Raw genomic sequence first — 17,870 nt, forward strand, 5'->3', positions numbered from 1 at the left:
AGATTGAATCAGGCACAGGAAAAAGCAGCAAGGATAAAGAATGGACCCTGCCTTGTACTTGCAGGGCCAGGATCTGGAAAAACAAGGACGATTGTAAATAGAATAAGATTCCTGATTGAGGAGTATAAGGTAAGACCAGAAGAAATTCTGGTCGTTACTTTTACCCGCTATGCGGCATCTGAGATGAAAAGCCGTCTGTGTGAACAGGCAGGGGAAAGTGCAGCTCCAGTTACGGCGGGGACGTTTCACGGAATCTATTATGGAATATTAAAATGGGCCTATCGGATAGGCTCTGGCAATATTCTTTCAGAGGAAGAAAAATACCAGATTCTAAGAGCAGCCGTCGCCCAGCAAAAAATGGAAGTGTTCGATGAAGAAGATTTTCTCGAAGGGCTTGTCTCCGAAATAGGTGTAATAAAGAACAATGGGATTGCTATAGAGGAATTTCATTCGAAAAAGTGTGACAGCGATGCTTTTTATGAAATTTACAAAGCATATGAAAGACAGAAGAAAAAGTTAAAAAAAATTGATTTCGACGATATGCTATTGCTCTGCCGCAATTTATTTTTAACCCATCCGGATATTTTAAAACAGTGGCAGAAGAAGTTTCGGTATATTCTGATCGACGAATTTCAAGATATAAACCGTATTCAGTACGATGTCATAAAAATGCTGGCTCTGCCGGAAAATAATCTGTTTGTGGTAGGAGATGATGATCAGGCAATCTACGGATTCCGCGGGGCAGACTCGAAAATTATGTTTGAATTTCTAAAGGATTTCCCTAAGGCAGAGCAAATATTTTTAAATACAAATTACCGTTCGACTGCCAACATTGTGAACAATTCTCTGAAAGTCATCGAAAAAAATACAGTCCGTTTTAAAAAGAAGCTGCACGCGGCAAAGGAAAAGGGGACAACCGTACATATACAGGAAGTAAAAGATCCGGTGGAGGAAAGCAAATACATAGTAAGAGAGATAGAAAGGCGGATAGAAAAAGGAGTTTTAGCAGAGCAGATAGCTGTTTTGTTTCGGGTACATACTGATGCCAGGCCTTTGGCAGAATGCTTTCTGGAACATAAAATTGCATTTCAGATGCGAGAGCATCTTCCAAACCTGTACAGCCATTTTATCGGAAAGGATATACAGGCCTATTTTCATATGGCCCAGGGAAGCAGACTGCGCGCAGAATTTCTACAGATTATGAACCGTCCGAAGCGCTATCTTTCCAGGGAAAGTCTTACGCAAGGGGAGGTTTCTTTTGAGGAGCTTCGGAAGTTCTATTTCGACAAGGAATGGATGCAGGATAGAATTGACCAGTTGGAGTGGGATTTAAAAATGCTTTCTAAAATGGCGCCTTATGCGGCAATCCAGTATATGCGCAAAAAAATCGGATACGACGATTTTTTAAGAGACTATGCAAAGATAAAACAGATACAGGCTGCCGATTTGTTTGAAATTCTTTCCGAGATAGAAGAGGCGGCAAGACCGTTTTCTACACTTGAAGAATGGTTCCGGCATGTGGAGGAGTATACAGAGGCTTTGCGCAGAAAGGAACAGAAAAAGAAAGAAGAACAAAAAGGGATACATTTGATGACCATTCATGCCGCAAAGGGATTGGAATTTGATACGGTATTTATCATAGGGGCAAATGAAGGCCAAATTCCGTATAAAAAAGCAAAAAGTGAGGAAGAGACAGAAGAGGAAAGACGGCTGTTTTATGTGGCAATGACGCGGGCAAAGGAAGTGCTGCAGATCTGCTATGTAAAACAAAGAAACGGGAAAGAGACAGTTCCCTCCCGTTTTGTAAATGATTTACTCAAGAGCGTCTAAATCAAGCTCTTCGTATTCCTGTGTATCCAGCCATTCATCAAAGGCTTCGGAGGCACGCTCGAATTCATCGTCATCTTCGATGTTTTCAAGCTCTGGCTCTTCAGAGGTACCTTCAAAGAAACGATACAGATAGACTTGGCCGTCTTCATTGTCTCCGTTTTCATTTAGAGGCAGCAAGGCAATATATTCCTGCCCGCCGGTTTCAAATATAGTAAGTACCGCACATTCCAATTCTTCGTCATTGTCCAGTGTCAAGGTGACAGTGAGCGCTTCATTTTCGTTCATTGTTTTTCTCCTTTATTGTATTGGATTCCTCATTAGAATAAGGGAACCACTGCTATTAAAACTCTATCAGATCGAATATAAAAAAGCAAGAAAAACATAGACGGCGATCGGTTGACAATCCTCTGAAATAAGGTAGAATGTAAGAGTGAGGCATAAAAACAGACATAAAAAGATCTATTCAATACATAGTATCTACAGGTGCCTGTGCATAAAAGGCGGCACAGGTATTTTTGTCTCTTTACAGGAATAGAAAAAAGAAAGGAAATGACAGGATGAAAAGAAAGGCTGCAAAACTACTGCTGATGTTGACAATAGCGGCTGTTTTTACAGGCGGCTGCAAAAAAAATGTCGGTACTCCTGAAGACAATGCAGTGGTGGAGACACAAGAAGAGGAAGAACCCGAAGAACAAGAAGAATATGTTTTAGGATACAGTTGTATTAATCTGACCAATCCGTTTTACGATACGTTAAAAACGGCAATTCAGACATCTTTAGAAGAGCAGGGGGCACACTTGATTGTCAAGAATCCAGAAGGGGACGTACAGGTGCAGATTACCCAGATTCAAGAGATGATTGAGGAGGGGGCAGACGCCGTCTTTTTATGTCCCGCGGACTGGGAAGAGATTACACCGGCATTAGAAGCGCTCAAGGAAGCGGATATTCCTGTCATTAATTTAGATACAGAAGTAAAAGAAACAGATTTGATTGATGCATATATTGGCTCTGACAATAAAAATGCCGGTTATGTATGTGGGGAGGATTTAATAGCCGCGAAGCCGGACGGAGGAAGAATTGTGATTGTGGAATGTCCGTCGGTAAATTCTGTAAATGACCGGATTACCGGATTTGAGGAGGCCATCGCAAAGGGGGGATTTGAAGTACTGACAAGAATTAACAGCGGTGAGCAGGATGTTGCAGATGTAATGGCAGAAGTGCTGAATCAGTATCCCCAAATTGATGCTGTGATGTGTGGAAATGATGAGATGGCAATGGAGGTATACCAGGCAGTGCAGGCTGCAAAGCGCGCAGACATTTTGATTTATGGTGTGGATGGCTCTCCAGAGGTAAAGCAGTTATTGGCGGAAGGAACAAATACAATGAGGGGAACCGGAGCACAGTCTCCGATCAGTATTGGAAAAACAGCGGTGGAGACAGCGAAGGCGATTTTAAGTGGAGAAGATTATGAAAGAGAAGTACATGTGGAGACATTTTTTATCAGCAGGGAAAATGTAGAGATGTATGGAACTGATGGCTGGCAGTAAGAAAGGACTAGTATGAAATGGTGAAGAAGACAAAAGGGCATCCGCTTCCACTGGGGGCAACAGTAGAAGAAGGCAAAGTAAATTTTTCCGTCACAGTACCGGCAGGGAAAGAGTGTATTCTTATGCTATATAGAACAGGAGAAGAAAATCCGGCATATACATTTGAGATGCCGGAAGAAGAAGGAATCGGAGAGCTCCGCTTTCTGTCTGTAGAAGGAACGGCGCTTGGGAAGTATGAGTATAATTATAAGACAGAAGCTCAGATATGGACAGACCCTTTTGCGAAAGAACTGGTTTATTATGGAGAATATCTGGAAGAAAAAGAAGAACATACCTTGCAGAGGCGGGGAAAAATTGCAGAGAGGCAGTACGACTGGGAAGGGGATAAAAGACTGCATCTTCCTTACCATGAAATCATTGCCTATAGTATTCATGTAAAGGGATTTACAAAGCATAGTTCTTCTGGTGTACGTCACAAAGGAACTTTCCGGGGAGTGATAGAGAAAATCCCGTATTTGAAAGAGCTTGGGATCAATCAGATACAGTGTATGCCGGTTTATGAATTTGAAGAATCTGTAAAGGGATATACAAATTACTGGGGATATGGACCAGGGTATTTCTTTGCGCCAAAAATCTCTTATGCGGCTGGTAAAGATGCAAGAAGAGAATTAAAAGATATGGTAAAGGCGTGCCACAGTGCAGGGATAGAGGTAGTTCTGGAAATGCCCTTTGATCATAAAATTCTGCCTCAGACAGCATTGGAGTGTCTGAGATATTATATGATGGAATACCATATAGACGGTTTTGTTGTGAATCCATATCATGTATCCTGGGAAATGCTGCATAAAGATCCGCTTCTGAAAGATGGAAAGATTATGTGTAAGGATGACGGCTTCCAAAATGTAATGCGTCGTTTTTTAAAAGGGGATGAGGGAATGATTGATTCCGTTATCTGGGCATTAAAGCACAATTCGGGGGAGAACGGAAAATGCAATTATATTACTTCCCACAACGGGTTTACATTATGGGATCTTGTCTCTTATGACGGAAAACACAATGAGGCAAATGGAGAAAAAAATCAAGACGGGCCGGATTATAATTATAGCTGGAACTGCGGCGTTGAGGGGCCCAGCAGGAAGAAAAGCGTAGTACGGCTTCGTAAAAATCAGGTGCGAAATGCCTTCCTTTTACTGCTTACAGCGCAGGGGACTCCATGTCTGTTGGCAGGAGATGAATTTTACAATTCCCAGGAAGGAAACAATAATGTCTATTGCCAGGACAATGAACTGGCATGGCTGAATTGGGGAAAGCTTAAGACAGACAACACATTATTTTTATATGTAAAGCAACTGATAGCGCTGCGAAAAATGCATGCAGTGCTGCATAAGAAGGAAGAAATACGCGGGATGGACATGACAGCGTGCGGAATACCAGATGTATCTTATCATGGAGAAAATGCCTGGCAGATACAAAAGGAGGTTTCCAGCCGGCAGCTGGGGGTTCTGTACTATGATGAGGAAAAAAAGGATAGCTGTTTTATCGCATATAATATGCACTGGGTTAAACACACATTTGCCTTGCCGGCCCTCAATGGAGGAAAGAAGTGGTATAAGGTGTTTGGGACACAAAAGGAGACAGAAAAAGAAGAAGGTTTAGAGAACCAGAGGACAATAGAAGTAAAAGAAAGAAGTATCGTATTTCTGGTAGGAAGATAGAAGAGCAGGGCGGCATGAGAATATGAAAGCATTACAACATTTTTGTACAATTACAAGGCACAAGATATTGGTTATGAAAGAATGTTTCCAGGTGGGGTTATATCGTCAAGGCTTGCTCCATGATTTATCGAAGTACAGCTGGACAGAATTTAAGATAGGATGTAAGTTTTATCAAGGATCGCGCAGTCCGAATAACGCAGAGCGCGAGGCGATCGGATACTCCTCGGCGTGGCTGCATCACAAAGGAAGAAATAAGCATCACTATGAATACTGGATTGACTATGGCCTTGATGGGGAGAAAGGGATGATCGGCATGAAAATGCCAGTCAAATATGTAGTGGAGATGTTTTTGGATCGGATAGCTGCCTGTAAGGTGTATAAAGGGGAAGAATATACGGATCGTTCCCCTTTGGAGTATTACCTCAAAGGAAAAGGAGAATATCTCATGCATCCGGATACACAGGCTTTGTTAGAAAAACTTCTCCGTATGCTGGCAAAAGAAGGAGAGGAGAAGACATATCGGTATATTCGGACAAATATTTTGAGAAAGAGAAGATAAATAAAAGGGAAAAACAGCGCCGGTGTACAAAGAAATACTTGTACACTGGCGCTGTTTTTCATTCAGGATAGTAAAGCTGGCAGTCCTGAATATCTAAAAGAACTTCTTTTAGATAGCGTTTTGCCTGGTATTTTGCCATAAGAAGGTTCATATCTAAGTAATTTCCGCAGTCCTTGGCAGAAGCACCTGGAATTTCTCCCTGATATTCTGCAATAAAAGTAAACATTTCTTTAAGAAGAGGGAGAATATCAAGAGAGGCGTAGTTGCCGAAGAGCAAAAGATAGAAGCCCGTCCGACAGCCCATGGGGCCAAAGTATAGCACCTTATCTTTGAATTCTGGATGATTTCTTAAAAAAGTAGCTCCGAGGTGCTCGATTGTATGCACTTCAGCCGTGTTCATTACAGGCTCGTCATTAGGAGAAGTCATACGGATATCGAAGGTAGTGACGCATGTTCCGCAAAAGAAATCCTTGCGTGAGACATAGACACCGGGAACTAATTTTAGGTGGTTGACTGTAAAGCTTGCTATTTTTTCCATAGGAGACTCCTTTCGATTGTCGATGTTATTAGTATAAATCTTTTTTGCAAAATTGAAAAGAAAAGTTTATACTAAGAGAGCGTCAATAGTAACAGATGATCAGAAGGCTGTCTGTTACTGGCAATAGAAAGATGATAAATATAGTAGTATGTGAATTGGCAGGAGAGAACGGAGGAAGAGAGATGACAAGACTATATATTGTCCGGCATGGAGAGACGGACTGGAATAAAAAGCGGAGAGTACAGGGACATTCAGATATTCCTTTGAATGAATATGGAATACATTTGGCAAAAGAGACCGCAGAAGGACTAAAGGACACAAAATTTGATGCAGCATATACAAGCCCGCTAAAAAGAGCGCGGCAGACCGCACAGATTATACTAGGCGAAAGAAAGATTCCATTATATGAAGAGGAAAGAGTGAAAGAGATGGGATTTGGGGAGTATGAAGGACTATGCTGTGCAGGGCAAAATAAAGATGAAAAAAGCGAAGAATTTCAGAAGTTTTTCGGTGACACAGCCAATTTTATACCAGCCAGACATGGAGAGACAATTGAACAGGTAAATAAAAGAACAGAAGATTTCCTAAAAGAAATGTGTGCCCGAAAAGACTTAGAAGGAAAGAATGTACTGGTTTCCACCCATGGGGCGGCTATGACTTCTCTGTTAAACCATATTAGAAATAATACGAAGACAGCCGATTTTTGGAAATATGAAGTGCCGCCAAACTGTGCAGTGACAATTGTAGAGATTACAGATGGAGTGCCGAAGATAATAAAAGAAGGGATTATATACTATAAAGAACCAGTAAAAAAGTGGAAAGCAGTGTAGGAAAAAAACTTTAACAGAAAGTACGCAAAAAACACTGTATCAGAACACAGGGCAGGACCCGCTTTACCTCATCCATTCGAGTGGTTCTAAGCACAAAGTATCTGTGTGTCCATTGGAACACGCAGATGCTTTGCACTAAGAACCAGGCGAACTGTATTCGGAACGCTCCTTGTCAATGCCCTGTTTATCTGACACAGTGTTTTTGCTGTCACTTTCAGTCAGAAGTTTTTACCCCGCCATTCGGAAGGCAGCTTTGTTAGTTAAATTTCATTAAAAAGAAATCGACTTCACGCTGCCACGAGTTCCTAACCAGAAAAATTTGTTTACTTCCGATTGGAAATGCATAGCAGCGTGAAGCCGATTTTTTCCGTCCGGAACTATAAACTTAAGCTGGCGAAAGTGTGAGTGTGAAAGAGATGCTTTGCGTGAGTGAGGAATTTCGGCGAAGCCCTGACGAACGATGCAAAGCATCTCTTTCACACGTTCTTTTTGTCACTTAAATTTTATGTTTCGTCAATTAACTTTATAATTAAATTTTAGTATGAGGAGAGCGCATAGTGTGACTAAGAACTGGCTTGCGAGGAGTCCCCACAGGTAGCCTTGTATACCGAAACCGGGCACTATGAAAAATACGCTTAAAATACGTATGCCAAGTCCCAGGAGATTAATGGCGAGGGTAAATGCTGTCTTGCCTAATCCGTTGATAACACTTAAGAATGCTCCGTTTACATAGAGGAACGGACAAATCCAAGCTAAGGTGACGATAAATTTGCCGGCAGTGGCGCTGTGAAAAATAACAGAGCCGATAAAGGGGCCAAAAACCAAAAAGAAAAGGCAGCAGGCGAGACCAAGAATAAAACAGGAGCCTGCCGCTTTTTTAACAAGGTGTTTTAGCTTTGTTTGCTGTCCGGAAGCCTGAATTTCGGCGACAGCAGGCATTAGCATAATCGATACGGAGCTGGTAATCGCTGAAGGGAAAAGAATACACGGAAGCGCCATTCCAGTGAGGACTCCGTAAATGCTTAAAGCTTCAGAAGTGCTGTGGCTGTACAGCTTCAGGCAGTTTGGGATTGCAGCGGCTTCGATACTCTGCAAAAGAGTGACAGACAACCGGTTTGCAGTCAAGGGCAGAGAGAGGAAGAGCAGCTCTTTTGTATTGCCGGCGGCTTTGGCAGGCATAAAATGCGGGAGACGAAAATGGTGTCCCCATAAAGATTTTGCAGAGTATAAAGCAGATGCGAATTCTCCTGAGACGAGACCAAATACTGCAATCACGACAGAGGGCTGTGTGCCGTCTTGTTTAAGGTAAAAATATAGAAGCGCAACAGAGGTGATACGGACAGTCTGTTCTATTAATTGGGAAAGAGCAGGAATTTTGGTCTGCTTTAAACCATAACAGTAGCCGCATATACAGCTATGTACAGCGCAGCAGGGAAGTGCATAGGAGACTGCTGTCAGTAAACTTAAGCACCTAGAGTCTCCTAAAAATTCTTCTGCAATATATGCAGCGTTTGCCTGGATAAATAATAGGCCGGCAAAGGCAAGAGAACAGGAAAAAATCAGACCTGACAAAAGGACATTTTTGGCTTCACCGGGTTTTCCAAGAGACATTTTCCTGGCTACAGTACGTGAGATGGCTGTCTGTATTCCTGCGGAGGACAAGGAGATGAACAGTGTATAAACGGGAAAGATTAACTGATAGAGTCCTACATTTTCTTCACCGAAGGCATGACTTAAAAATATACGGTAGAAAAAGCCCATAAAACGGGTGATAAGGCCAGTAAAGGTTAAAACCAGTGTTCCATGAATGAAAGCGTGCTTTTTGGCCATAGGTTTCTCCTAAAATATATACTTTTTAAAACATATTCACAGTTGCGGCTTGACAGAACTTGAAGCAGATGATATTCTACAGGAGGGAAATCCTAGTAAAATAATAGGAAATAAAATGTGAAACTGCCGATGCTCATCGGATGAAATGAAGAAGGTGAAGATTTGAAATTATCGACAAAAGGAAGATATGGACTAAGAGCACTGATTGATCTTGCCCAATACAGCGAAGAAGGGCCGATTTCTATAACAAGTATTTCCGGTCGTCAGGATATTTCAGAACGTTATCTGGAACAGTTGATGGCAAAACTGAAAAAAGCAGAAATTGTCAAAAGTGTACGTGGAGCTGGGGGAGGATATGTTCTGGCTAAACCTATGCGAGAAATTTCAGTGGGGGATGTCCTAAGGGCGTTAGAAGGGAGTTTAGAACCTGTCGAGTGCGCAGGATTAGAGCCAGGAAATAGCTGCAGTGCCTCCGACGTCTGTGTGACAAAATATGTCTGGAAACGAATAAATGAAAGCATCAGTCAGACAGTAGATGAAATAAAACTGGAGCAGCTTGTGCAGGAAAGCAGGAAGAAACAATGTACTGCAGGCAGAAGAGCAAAAGTAGAATGTCGGAATTAAGAATAGCGAAAAGAAGAGAAGAACACTATAAAAGAGGAGGAAACGAGATGGGAAAATTCATTTATTTAGATAATGCAGCGACAACGAAAATTGCACCGGAGGTAATGGAGACGATGCTGCCATATTTTACAGAGTATTTTGGAAATCCGTCAAGTGTATATGGTTTTGCGTCCCAAAACAAAGAAAGAATTGCAAAACAAAGGGAAAGAATTGCCTCTATATTGGGAGCAAAGGAAAATGAAATTTACTTTACAGGAGGCGGAACAGAAAGTGACAACTGGGCATTAAAAGCGACGGCGGAAGCATACGGGGCAAAAGGAAAACACATTATAACAAGCAGGATTGAGCATCATGCGATTTTGCATACATGTGAGTATCTGGAAAAACAGCATGGCTTTGAAGTAACCTACTTAGATGTGGATGAGAATGGGATTGTAGATTTAGAAGCACTAAAAAAGGCGATCCGTCCAGATACTATTTTGATTTCTATCATGTTTGCCAACAATGAAATTGGGAGTATACAGCCGATAAAAGAGATTGGACAGATAGCGCATGAGCATGGAATTTTATTCCATACAGATGCGGTGCAGGCATTTGGACAGATTTTAATTGATGTGGATGCATGTCATATTGATATGCTTAGCGCCAGTGGACATAAGATCAATGGCCCGAAGGGAATTGGCTTTTTATATATCCGAAAAGGCGTAAAAATCCGTTCGTTTATTCATGGAGGCGCACAGGAGAGAAAACGCCGCGCAGGGACAGAAAATGTGCCGGGGATTATAGGACTGGGAAAAGCGGCTGAACTGGCGGCGGATTCTATGGAGGAGAGAACTGCGGCGGAAAGAGCTTTAAGAGATTATATGATTGAAAGAATTGAAAAAGAGATTCCTTATTGCAGACTCAATGGAGACAGAACAAAAAGACTCCCTAACAATGTGAATTTTAGCTTCCGGTTTATCGAGGGAGAATCTCTTTTGATTATGCTGGATATGAAAGGGATCTGCGCGTCCAGCGGCTCTGCATGTACTTCCGGTTCTCTGGATCCTTCTCATGTACTTCTGGCGATCGGGCTTCCACATGAAATCGCACATGGATCCTTACGTATGACGCTGGGCGCAGATACGTCGAAGGACGATATTGATTATGTGGTGGAAGAATTGAAAAAGATAGTAGAGCATCTTCGCGGTATGTCCCCTCTATATGAGGATTTTGTGAGGAAACAGGCAAACAAATAAAAAGGGAGAATAATAGAAAAAATCAGGAGGTTGATTAGTATGTATACAGAAAAAGTAATGGATCATTTTCAGAATCCGAGAAATGTAGGAGAAATCGAGAATGCGAGTGGGGTCGGTACGGTAGGTAATGCAAAATGCGGGGATATTATGAGAATTTATCTGGATGTAGATGACAACCAGATTATCAGAGATGTAAAATTTAAGACATTTGGATGCGGAGCAGCAGTTGCTACAAGCAGCATGGCGACGGAACTGGTAAAAGGAAAAACAATTTATGAAGCATTGCAGGTGACAAATAAGGCGGTGATGGAAGCGCTCGACGGACTTCCGCCGGTAAAGGTGCACTGCTCTCTCCTGGCAGAGGAGGCAATTCATGCCGCCCTTTGGGACTATGCACAGAAACATGGGATTGAAATAGAAGGTTTGGAAAAGCCAAAGTCAGATATCCATGAGGGCGAGGAAGAAGAGGAAGAAGAATACTAATGAGTAAAGTAGTAGTGGGAATGTCGGGAGGCGTAGATTCTTCTGTCGCCGCCTATCTTTTAAAAGAACAGGGGTTTGATGTGATTGGAGTTACCATGCAGATCTGGCAGGAGGAAGAGCAGACAGTCATGGAAGAAAATGCGGGCTGCTGCGGGTTAAGCGCGGTGGAGGATGCAAGACGTGTGGCAGCGGCGCTGGATATTCCATATTATGTGATGAATTTTAAAGATGTGTTTAAAAAAAAGGTAATAGATTACTTTGTGAATTCTTATTTACAGGGAAAAACTCCGAATCCCTGTATTGCCTGCAACCGATATGTAAAATGGGAATCTCTTCTGGAAAGAAGTCTTGCGATCGGAGCGGATTATATAGCGACCGGACACTATGCGCAGATAGAACAACTAAAGAATGGAAGATATGCATTGAAGCGTTCAGAAAATTTAAAAAAGGATCAGACCTATGCGCTGTATAATCTGACACAGGAACAGCTAAAAAGGACTTTGATGCCGGTAGGACGTTACAGCAAAGAAAAAGTGCGTGAAATTGCTTCTAAGATACATCTTAAGACGGCAGATAAGCCGGACAGCCAGGACATTTGCTTTGTACCTGACGGAGACTACGCTTCTTATATAGAAGAAAATACAGAAATTCCAATACCAGAAGGAAATTTTGTGACTTTAGAAGGGGAAATTTTAGGGAAACATAAAGGGATTACACACTATACAGTAGGACAGAGAAAAGGGCTTGGACTTTCGCTGGGCTATCCGGTATTTGTGCTGGAAATTCGTCCGGAGACGAACGAAGTGGTGATTGGAACACATGCACAGTCATTGACCAGTACGCTGCATGCGAATCAGTTAAACTTTATGGCTGTGGAGGATATTGAAGGACCAGTGCGTGTTTTTGCAAAAATCAGATATAATCATAAAGGCGCATGGTGTACAATAGAAAAGACAAGTGAAGATGAAGTAGTCTGTACCTTTGAGGAACCACAGCGCGCTGTAACACCTGGACAGGCAGTTGTTTTCTATCAGGATGAATATGTTTTAGGGGGAGGAACCATACTATGATACGAAGTGATTTTCATATGCATACGGCATTTTCAGGGGATTGCGATGTACCTGCCCGCAAAATGGTAGAAGGCGCTGTGAAAAAGGGACTGAAAACAATCTGTATCACCGACCATAATGACAGGGATTATCCAGAACATAGAGAAATGCAGGGGCAAAAATTTGAGTTTGACCTAGAGGAATATTTTCGCATACTTACAGAGCTTCAAAAGGAATACGCAGACAGGATAGAGATCCGTATTGGAATTGAACTGGGACTCCAGCCGCATTTAGGCCAGTACTATAAAGAGCTGGTAAACAAGTATCCGTTTGATTTTGTGATCGGTTCTGTCCATGTAGTAAACGGAAAAGATCCTTATTATAAAGAAATGTTTCAGGATAAGTCGGATGAAGAGGCCTATGCAGAGACATTTGCGGCTACATTAAAAGACCTTGAGTCTGTGGAGGATTTTGATGTGCTTGGACATTTAGATTATGTGGTGCGGTATGGGACACATGGGGCGCAGGAATATTCTTATAGAAGATTTGCGTCTTATATTGATGACATTTTGAGGAAAATAATCGATATGGGAAAAGGGATCGAGATGAACATGGCAGGGTTTAAGTATGGGCTCAATTTCGCACATCCACATCCAGACATAATAAAACGGTATAAGGAACTGGGCGGTGAGATTATTACGATTGGAGCTGACGGACACTGTCCGGAACACATTGCATATGATTTTCAGAAGGCAGGAAGGATCCTAAAGGACTGCGGATTCGAATATTATACAGAATTTAAAGAAAGAAAACCGATTTTTAAGCATGTTCCATAAAAATACATTTAGTACTTGAATTTTTGTTCTTGTTTTAGTACAATGAGTCTAGTTGATGAATCTTTAACAATTATTAGGGGATTGTTGAGGATTTACCATAAAGACCGGGAAAACGGTCAATAATTTATTAAAACCTTAGGAGGAATTAATCATGGCAGTAAAGGTAGCGATTAATGGTTTTGGACGTATTGGACGTCTTGCATTCAGACAGATGTTCGGAGCAGAAGGATATGAGGTTGTTGCGATCAATGACTTGACATCTCCGAAAATGCTGGCTCACTTATTAAAATATGATTCTACACAGGGAAAATATGAATTAGCTGATAAAGTAGAAGCAGGGGAAGACTCTATTATCGTAGATGGAAAAGAAATTAAAATTTATGCAAAGGCAGATGCAAAAGAACTTCCTTGGGGAGAAATCGGTGTAGATGTAGTTTTGGAATGTACAGGCTTCTATACATCTAAAGCAAAAGCACAGGCTCATATTGACGCAGGTGCAAAGAAAGTTGTTATCTCTGCTCCGGCAGGAAATGACCTTCCTACAATTGTATACAATGTAAACCACGAAAAGCTGACAAAGGAAGACAACATTATTTCCGCAGCTTCCTGTACAACAAACTGCTTGGCGCCAATGGCAAAAGCATTGAATGATCTGGCTCCAATCAAATCCGGTATTATGTGCACAATTCACGCTTATACAGGTGATCAGATGACATTGGACGGACCACAGAGAAAAGGAGATTTGAGAAGATCTCGCGCAGCAGCTTGCAATATTGTTCCTAACAGCACAGGTGCAGCAAAGGCTATCGGTCTTGTTATTCCAGAACTGAACGGAAAACTGATTGGTTCTGCACAGCGTGTTCCTACTCCGACAGGATCTACAACTATCCTGACAGCAGTAGTAGAAGGAAACGTAACAGTGGATCAGATTAATGACGCTATGAAAGCAGCAGCAAATGAATCTTTCGGATACAATACAGATGAGATCGTGTCCAGCGATATCGTGGGCATGAAATATGGTTCTTTATTTGATGCTACACAGACAATGGTTCTTCCATTGGAAAACGGAACAACAGAAGTACAGGTTGTTTCCTGGTATGACAATGAGAATTCTTACACAAGCCAGATGGTAAGAACAATCAAACATTTCGGAACATTACTGTAATCCGGAAAATAAAAGAAATTGACTCACGAGGGGTCCGGTCTAATTTGGACCGGACTTCTTTTTGTACAGCAAAGCACATTCTTTTTTATAATGAAAAACAGGGAGGCAAGATAAAATGCTTAACAAAAAATCAGTAGATGATATCAATGTAAAAGGAAAAAAGGTACTTGTAAGATGTGATTTCAATGTACCGTTGATGGACGGCAAGATTACCGATGAAAATCGTCTGGTAGCAGCGCTGCCTACAATCAAAAAGCTGGCAGCTGACGGTGGGAAAATTATTCTGTGCTCTCATCTTGGAAAGCCAAAGGGAGAGCCAAAACCGGGACTGTCTCTTGCGCCAGTTGCCGTAAGACTCTCTGAGCTTCTTGGACAGGAAGTAAAATTTGCGGCTGATCCAGAAGTAGTAGGGCCAAATGCGAAAGCAGCAGTAGAGGCAATGAAAGACGGAGAAATTATTCTTCTGGAAAATACACGTTACAGAGCAGAAGAGACAAAAAATGGGGAGGAATTCTCAAAAGAACTGGCATCTCTCTGTGATGTATTTGTAAACGACGCATTTGGAACGGCGCACAGAGCACACTGCTCGAATGTAGGTGTCACAAAATATGTAGATACAGCGGTGGTAGGATATTTGATGCAGAAGGAAATCGACTTCCTCGGAAATGCGGTTGAAAACCCAGAGAGACCGTTTGTAGCAATTCTGGGCGGCTCTAAAGTTTCCAGCAAGATTTCTGTAATTGAAAATTTGTTGGAGAAGGTAGATACTCTGATTATCGGAGGCGGAATGTGCTATACATTCAGCAAAGCACAGGGCGGAAAAGTTGGAAAATCTCTTCTGGAAGAAGATTACTGCCAGTATGCATTGGATATGATTGAGAAGGCAAAGGCAAAGGGAGTAAACCTGCTTCTTCCGGTTGACTCTGTGATTGCGGATGATTTTTCAAATGATGCAAATACAAAGGTTGTCGCACAGGATGAAATTCCGGACGGCTGGATGGGCTTGGATATTGGACCTGAGACAGCAAAATTATATGCAGATACCGTGAAAACAGCAAAGACAGTAGTATGGAACGGACCGATGGGATGCTTTGAAATGCCAAAATTTGCAAACGGTACAGAGGTAGTGGCAAAAGCGTTGGCCGAGACAGATGCTGTTACGATCATCGGCGGCGGAGATTCTGCGGCGGCAGTAAATCAGCTTGGATATGGAGATAAGATGACACACATTTCTACAGGCGGCGGCGCTTCACTGGAATTCCTGGAAGGAAAAGAGCTGCCGGGAGTAGCTGCGGCTAACGACAAGTAAAAGGTTTAGTAAAAGGAAGTCTGGCATTTGACTGAATATGTGACATGAAACGACAAAGGAGAATAGAAAATGGCAAGGAAGAAAATAATCGCGGGAAACTGGAAAATGAATAAAACACCAAGCGAGGCAGTAGCGCTTGTAGAAGAATTAAAACCATTGGTAGCAAACGATGATGTAGATGTTGTATTCTGTGTTCCGGCAATTGATATTGTACCGGTTGTAGAGGCTTGTAAAGGAACAAACATCCAGGTCGGGGCAGAAAATATGTATTTTGAGGAAAGTGGAGCTTTCACAGGAGAGATTTCTCCGGCAATGCTTGTGGATGCAGGCGTAAAATATGTGGTGCTCGGACATTCTGAAAGAAGAGATTATTTCGGAGAGACAAATGAAGATGTAAATAAGAAGGTTTTAAAGGCATTTGAGCATGGAATTACACCGATTATGTGCTGTGGAGAGACGTTAGAGCAGAGAGAGCAGGGAGTTACAATGGACTTTATCCGTCAGCAGGTAAAAGTAGGATTTCAGAATGTAACTGCAGAGCAGGCAAAAAAGGCAGTGATTGCATATGAGCCAATCTGGGCAATTGGTACAGGAAAAACTGCGACGACAGAACAGGCACAGGAAGTTTGCGCAGGAATCCGCGCATGTATTGCAGAAGTATATGATGAGGCTACAGCAGAGGAAATTCGGATTCAGTATGGCGGCTCCGTAAATGCGGCGACAGCTCCAGAATTGTTTGCGCAGCCCGATATTGACGGCGGACTCGTTGGAGGGGCTTCATTAAAAGCTGACTTTGGAAAAATTGTAAATTATAACAAATAGTGTGTAAAAGACCCGTTTCCACAGCAGACAGCTGTTGGAAGCGGGTTTTCTTAAGAAAATGAAGTTCCTTGTTTTTAGGAGGGAATACAAAACATGATATACGAGACGATTTCTATACAGGCAGAAGGTTCTTTAGAATATGCAAGACTGCATGCCTATATCTTAGACAGTGCGCCCAGTTATCAGGAAGGACTTGTGCGGCCCATGATTTTGCTGTGTCCGGGCGGCGGATATGAACATACAAGTGACAGAGAGGCGGAGCCTGTAGCGATGCAGCTTCTTGCGCAGGGATACCATGTCGGAATACTGCGATATTCCGTAGCTCCTGCCAGATTTCCGACGGCACTTTTAGAGCTTGCGCAGGCGATGAAAATAGTACATGAACATGCCGGAGAATGGCATGTGAACAGGAAAAAAATTTATGTGATGGGCTTTTCGGCAGGCGGTCATCTCGCGGCAAGTCTTGGGGCATTCTGGAAACAAGAAATGGTTTATGCGAAGACAGGAGTTCGGGCAGAACTGCTGAAACCTGCCGGGGTGATTCTCTGTTATCCAGTTATTACTACAGAGAAAAAATATATACACGAAGGAAGCTTTAAAAACCTGTTAGGAAATGCCTCAGAGGAATTAAAGAAACAGCTTTCTATAGAAAAGCAGGTGGGAACACAATTTCCCCCTTGCTTTATATGGCACACTTATACAGACAAGACTGTTCCGGTGGAGAATTCACTGCTTTTGTTTTTAGCGCTTAGAAAGGCAGGGATAAATGTAGAGATGCATATTTACCAGGAAGGAGAACATGGGCTGTCGTTAGGCAATGCCTCTACCAGCAAAAAGGATGGTGGTCAAATTTGCAGGGCGGTACAGTCATGGATAGAGCTGTTGAAAGTGTGGATGGAAAATCAGGTCTGAGACATTTTATTTCTATTTTGTAAAAAAGGAGTTTGAAACGCGATGTTCAAACTCCTTTTTTTATCTTTGATTCTTTCTTATTGATTTTTTCACGGCAGAAGCCACATCATATAAAATTCTTTTTTCAGAGGTAGTACAGTCTTTTAATAAAGCAGTAAAATCTTTTTCTAAATAGGAATCTGCAACAGGAAGGCTGTCGCATACGAGCTGATCGAGAGAAACATTCAAAGTATTTGCAATTTTTACCAGGGTGGGTAGGCTAACCTTTGTGGTGGCCCGTTCTACATGGCTTATATTAGATGTAGCGATATCAACCTTTGATGCCAGTTGCTCTTGTGTCATGTGAGCAAGTGTACGTTGTTTTTTTATTCTCTGTCCGAGCTGTACATAATTAATATCAATGCTCAAGCGCTCACCTCCTGGTATGTTTTATATTATTACATGTACATAATATTAGTTATTAAAAAAAACTATTGTTATTCTATGCCATATTGTGATAATATTTGAATAACGTATATATCATAATATGATATGTAATAATATTGTGTTGATTCAAAAGAGAAAAGAAAATTCAAATAAATTT

General features: G+C 41.9%; 18 protein-coding genes. 14 read left to right on the top strand and 4 right to left on the bottom strand.

Annotated features, from left to right (window positions below):
- Positions 1-3 precede the first annotated feature (3 nt).
- Entirely contained in the window at positions 4-1,830 is a 1,827-nt protein-coding gene (locus H8S37_RS01480; RefSeq protein WP_186874287.1) for an ATP-dependent helicase, read from the top strand.
- Here the strand turns inward: H8S37_RS01480 and H8S37_RS01485 are convergent.
- On the bottom strand, positions 1,813-2,115 hold the full coding sequence (locus H8S37_RS01485) for a DUF1292 domain-containing protein (protein ID WP_186874288.1): 303 nt from the start codon (positions 2,113-2,115) through the stop codon (positions 1,813-1,815). The genes H8S37_RS01480 and H8S37_RS01485 overlap by 18 nt on opposite strands.
- 272 nt (positions 2,116-2,387) lie before the next feature.
- On the opposite strand from H8S37_RS01485, the gene H8S37_RS01490 reads away from it, so the two are divergent.
- The 3 genes from H8S37_RS01490 to H8S37_RS01500 are packed head-to-tail and all read left to right on the top strand — an operon-like array spanning position 2,388 to position 5,651.
- Positions 2,388-3,377: a sugar ABC transporter substrate-binding protein gene (locus H8S37_RS01490; RefSeq protein ID WP_186874289.1), complete on the top strand. Its 990-nt coding sequence runs from the start codon at positions 2,388-2,390 to the stop codon at positions 3,375-3,377.
- Positions 3,378-3,397: 20 nt separating this feature from the next.
- A complete protein-coding gene (locus H8S37_RS01495; protein WP_186875729.1) occupies positions 3,398-5,092 on the top strand; it encodes an alpha-amylase family glycosyl hydrolase in 1,695 nt (564 codons plus the stop codon).
- 22 nt (positions 5,093-5,114) lie between these two features.
- On the top strand, positions 5,115-5,651 hold the full coding sequence (locus H8S37_RS01500) for a DUF5662 family protein (RefSeq protein WP_186874290.1): 537 nt from the start codon (positions 5,115-5,117) through the stop codon (positions 5,649-5,651).
- A 58-nt stretch (positions 5,652-5,709) separates the two neighbouring features.
- On the opposite strand, the gene H8S37_RS01505 is transcribed toward H8S37_RS01500, so the two are convergent.
- Complete coding sequence (locus H8S37_RS01505; protein ID WP_186874291.1) at positions 5,710-6,189, bottom strand: S-ribosylhomocysteine lyase; 480 nt, start codon at positions 6,187-6,189, stop codon at positions 5,710-5,712.
- 131 nt (positions 6,190-6,320) lie between these two features.
- Here H8S37_RS01505 and H8S37_RS01510 point away from each other — a divergent pair, with 131 nt between their 5' ends.
- Positions 6,321-7,019 (top strand): histidine phosphatase family protein, encoded by a 699-nt coding sequence (locus tag H8S37_RS01510; protein WP_243207037.1) that lies wholly within the window; start codon positions 6,321-6,323, stop codon positions 7,017-7,019.
- Between the two features lie 513 nt (positions 7,020-7,532).
- On the opposite strand, the gene H8S37_RS01515 is transcribed toward H8S37_RS01510, so the two are convergent.
- Positions 7,533-8,849 (bottom strand): polysaccharide biosynthesis protein, encoded by a 1,317-nt coding sequence (locus H8S37_RS01515; protein WP_186874292.1) that lies wholly within the window; start codon positions 8,847-8,849, stop codon positions 7,533-7,535.
- 162 nt (positions 8,850-9,011) lie between these two features.
- Here H8S37_RS01515 and H8S37_RS01520 point away from each other — a divergent pair, with 162 nt between their 5' ends.
- From H8S37_RS01520 to H8S37_RS01560, 9 genes are all read left to right on the top strand, one after another.
- Entirely contained in the window at positions 9,012-9,473 is a 462-nt protein-coding gene (locus H8S37_RS01520; protein WP_186874293.1) for an RrF2 family transcriptional regulator, read from the top strand.
- 47 nt (positions 9,474-9,520) lie between these two features.
- Positions 9,521-10,711, top strand: a complete 1,191-nt coding sequence (gene nifS / locus H8S37_RS01525) for a cysteine desulfurase NifS (RefSeq protein ID WP_186874294.1) — start codon at positions 9,521-9,523, stop codon at positions 10,709-10,711.
- Positions 10,712-10,750: 39 nt separating this feature from the next.
- Positions 10,751-11,194 (top strand): Fe-S cluster assembly scaffold protein NifU, encoded by a 444-nt coding sequence (nifU, locus tag H8S37_RS01530; protein WP_186874295.1) that lies wholly within the window; start codon positions 10,751-10,753, stop codon positions 11,192-11,194.
- Positions 11,194-12,264 (top strand): tRNA 2-thiouridine(34) synthase MnmA, encoded by a 1,071-nt coding sequence (gene mnmA / locus H8S37_RS01535; RefSeq protein ID WP_186874296.1) that lies wholly within the window; start codon positions 11,194-11,196, stop codon positions 12,262-12,264. Before nifU ends, mnmA begins: the two co-directional genes overlap by 1 nt.
- Positions 12,261-13,079, top strand: coding sequence for a histidinol-phosphatase HisJ family protein (locus tag H8S37_RS01540; protein WP_186874297.1), 819 nt, complete (start codon positions 12,261-12,263; stop codon positions 13,077-13,079). The genes mnmA and H8S37_RS01540 overlap by 4 nt, the downstream gene beginning before the upstream one ends.
- Positions 13,080-13,230: 151 nt before the next feature.
- Positions 13,231-14,244, top strand: a complete 1,014-nt coding sequence (gene gap / locus H8S37_RS01545) for a type I glyceraldehyde-3-phosphate dehydrogenase (protein ID WP_186874298.1) — start codon at positions 13,231-13,233, stop codon at positions 14,242-14,244.
- Positions 14,245-14,359: 115 nt separating this feature from the next.
- Entirely contained in the window at positions 14,360-15,553 is a 1,194-nt protein-coding gene (locus H8S37_RS01550) for a phosphoglycerate kinase (protein ID WP_186874299.1), read from the top strand.
- 69 nt (positions 15,554-15,622) lie between these two features.
- Complete coding sequence (tpiA, locus tag H8S37_RS01555) at positions 15,623-16,375, top strand: triose-phosphate isomerase (protein WP_186874300.1); 753 nt, start codon at positions 15,623-15,625, stop codon at positions 16,373-16,375.
- A gap of 93 nt (positions 16,376-16,468) precedes the next feature.
- Positions 16,469-17,287 (top strand): alpha/beta hydrolase, encoded by an 819-nt coding sequence (locus H8S37_RS01560; protein WP_186874301.1) that lies wholly within the window; start codon positions 16,469-16,471, stop codon positions 17,285-17,287.
- Positions 17,288-17,347: 60 nt separating this feature from the next.
- Here H8S37_RS01560 and H8S37_RS01565 read toward each other — a convergent pair whose 3' ends face one another.
- Entirely contained in the window at positions 17,348-17,695 is a 348-nt protein-coding gene (locus tag H8S37_RS01565) for a helix-turn-helix domain-containing protein (RefSeq protein WP_243207038.1), read from the bottom strand.
- Between the last annotated feature and the right edge of the window lie 175 nt (positions 17,696-17,870).

The organism is Mediterraneibacter hominis (assembly GCF_014287475.1).
Lineage (GTDB): Bacteria > Bacillota > Clostridia > Lachnospirales > Lachnospiraceae > Mediterraneibacter > Mediterraneibacter hominis.

What these genes read in the sequence shown, in the direction of transcription:
- H8S37_RS01560 (WP_186874301.1), top strand. Translation starts at nt 16,469, where the DNA reads ATGATATACGAGACGATTTCTATACAGGCAGAAGGTTCTTTAGAATAT.
- H8S37_RS01490 (WP_186874289.1), top strand. Translation starts at nt 2,388, where the DNA reads ATGAAAAGAAAGGCTGCAAAACTACTGCTGATGTTGACAATAGCGGCT.
- H8S37_RS01505 (WP_186874291.1), bottom strand. Translation starts at nt 6,189, where the DNA reads ATGGAAAAAATAGCAAGCTTTACAGTCAACCACCTAAAATTAGTTCCC.
- mnmA (WP_186874296.1), top strand. Translation starts at nt 11,194, where the DNA reads ATGAGTAAAGTAGTAGTGGGAATGTCGGGAGGCGTAGATTCTTCTGTC.
- tpiA (WP_186874300.1), top strand. Translation starts at nt 15,623, where the DNA reads ATGGCAAGGAAGAAAATAATCGCGGGAAACTGGAAAATGAATAAAACA.
- nifU (WP_186874295.1), top strand. Translation starts at nt 10,751, where the DNA reads ATGTATACAGAAAAAGTAATGGATCATTTTCAGAATCCGAGAAATGTA.
- nifS (WP_186874294.1), top strand. Translation starts at nt 9,521, where the DNA reads ATGGGAAAATTCATTTATTTAGATAATGCAGCGACAACGAAAATTGCA.
- H8S37_RS01540 (WP_186874297.1), top strand. Translation starts at nt 12,261, where the DNA reads ATGATACGAAGTGATTTTCATATGCATACGGCATTTTCAGGGGATTGC.
- H8S37_RS01500 (WP_186874290.1), top strand. Translation starts at nt 5,115, where the DNA reads ATGAAAGCATTACAACATTTTTGTACAATTACAAGGCACAAGATATTG.
- H8S37_RS01550 (WP_186874299.1), top strand. Translation starts at nt 14,360, where the DNA reads ATGCTTAACAAAAAATCAGTAGATGATATCAATGTAAAAGGAAAAAAG.
- gap (WP_186874298.1), top strand. Translation starts at nt 13,231, where the DNA reads ATGGCAGTAAAGGTAGCGATTAATGGTTTTGGACGTATTGGACGTCTT.
- H8S37_RS01515 (WP_186874292.1), bottom strand. Translation starts at nt 8,849, where the DNA reads ATGGCCAAAAAGCACGCTTTCATTCATGGAACACTGGTTTTAACCTTT.
- H8S37_RS01485 (WP_186874288.1), bottom strand. Translation starts at nt 2,115, where the DNA reads ATGAACGAAAATGAAGCGCTCACTGTCACCTTGACACTGGACAATGAC.
- H8S37_RS01510 (WP_243207037.1), top strand. Translation starts at nt 6,321, where the DNA reads ATGATAAATATAGTAGTATGTGAATTGGCAGGAGAGAACGGAGGAAGA.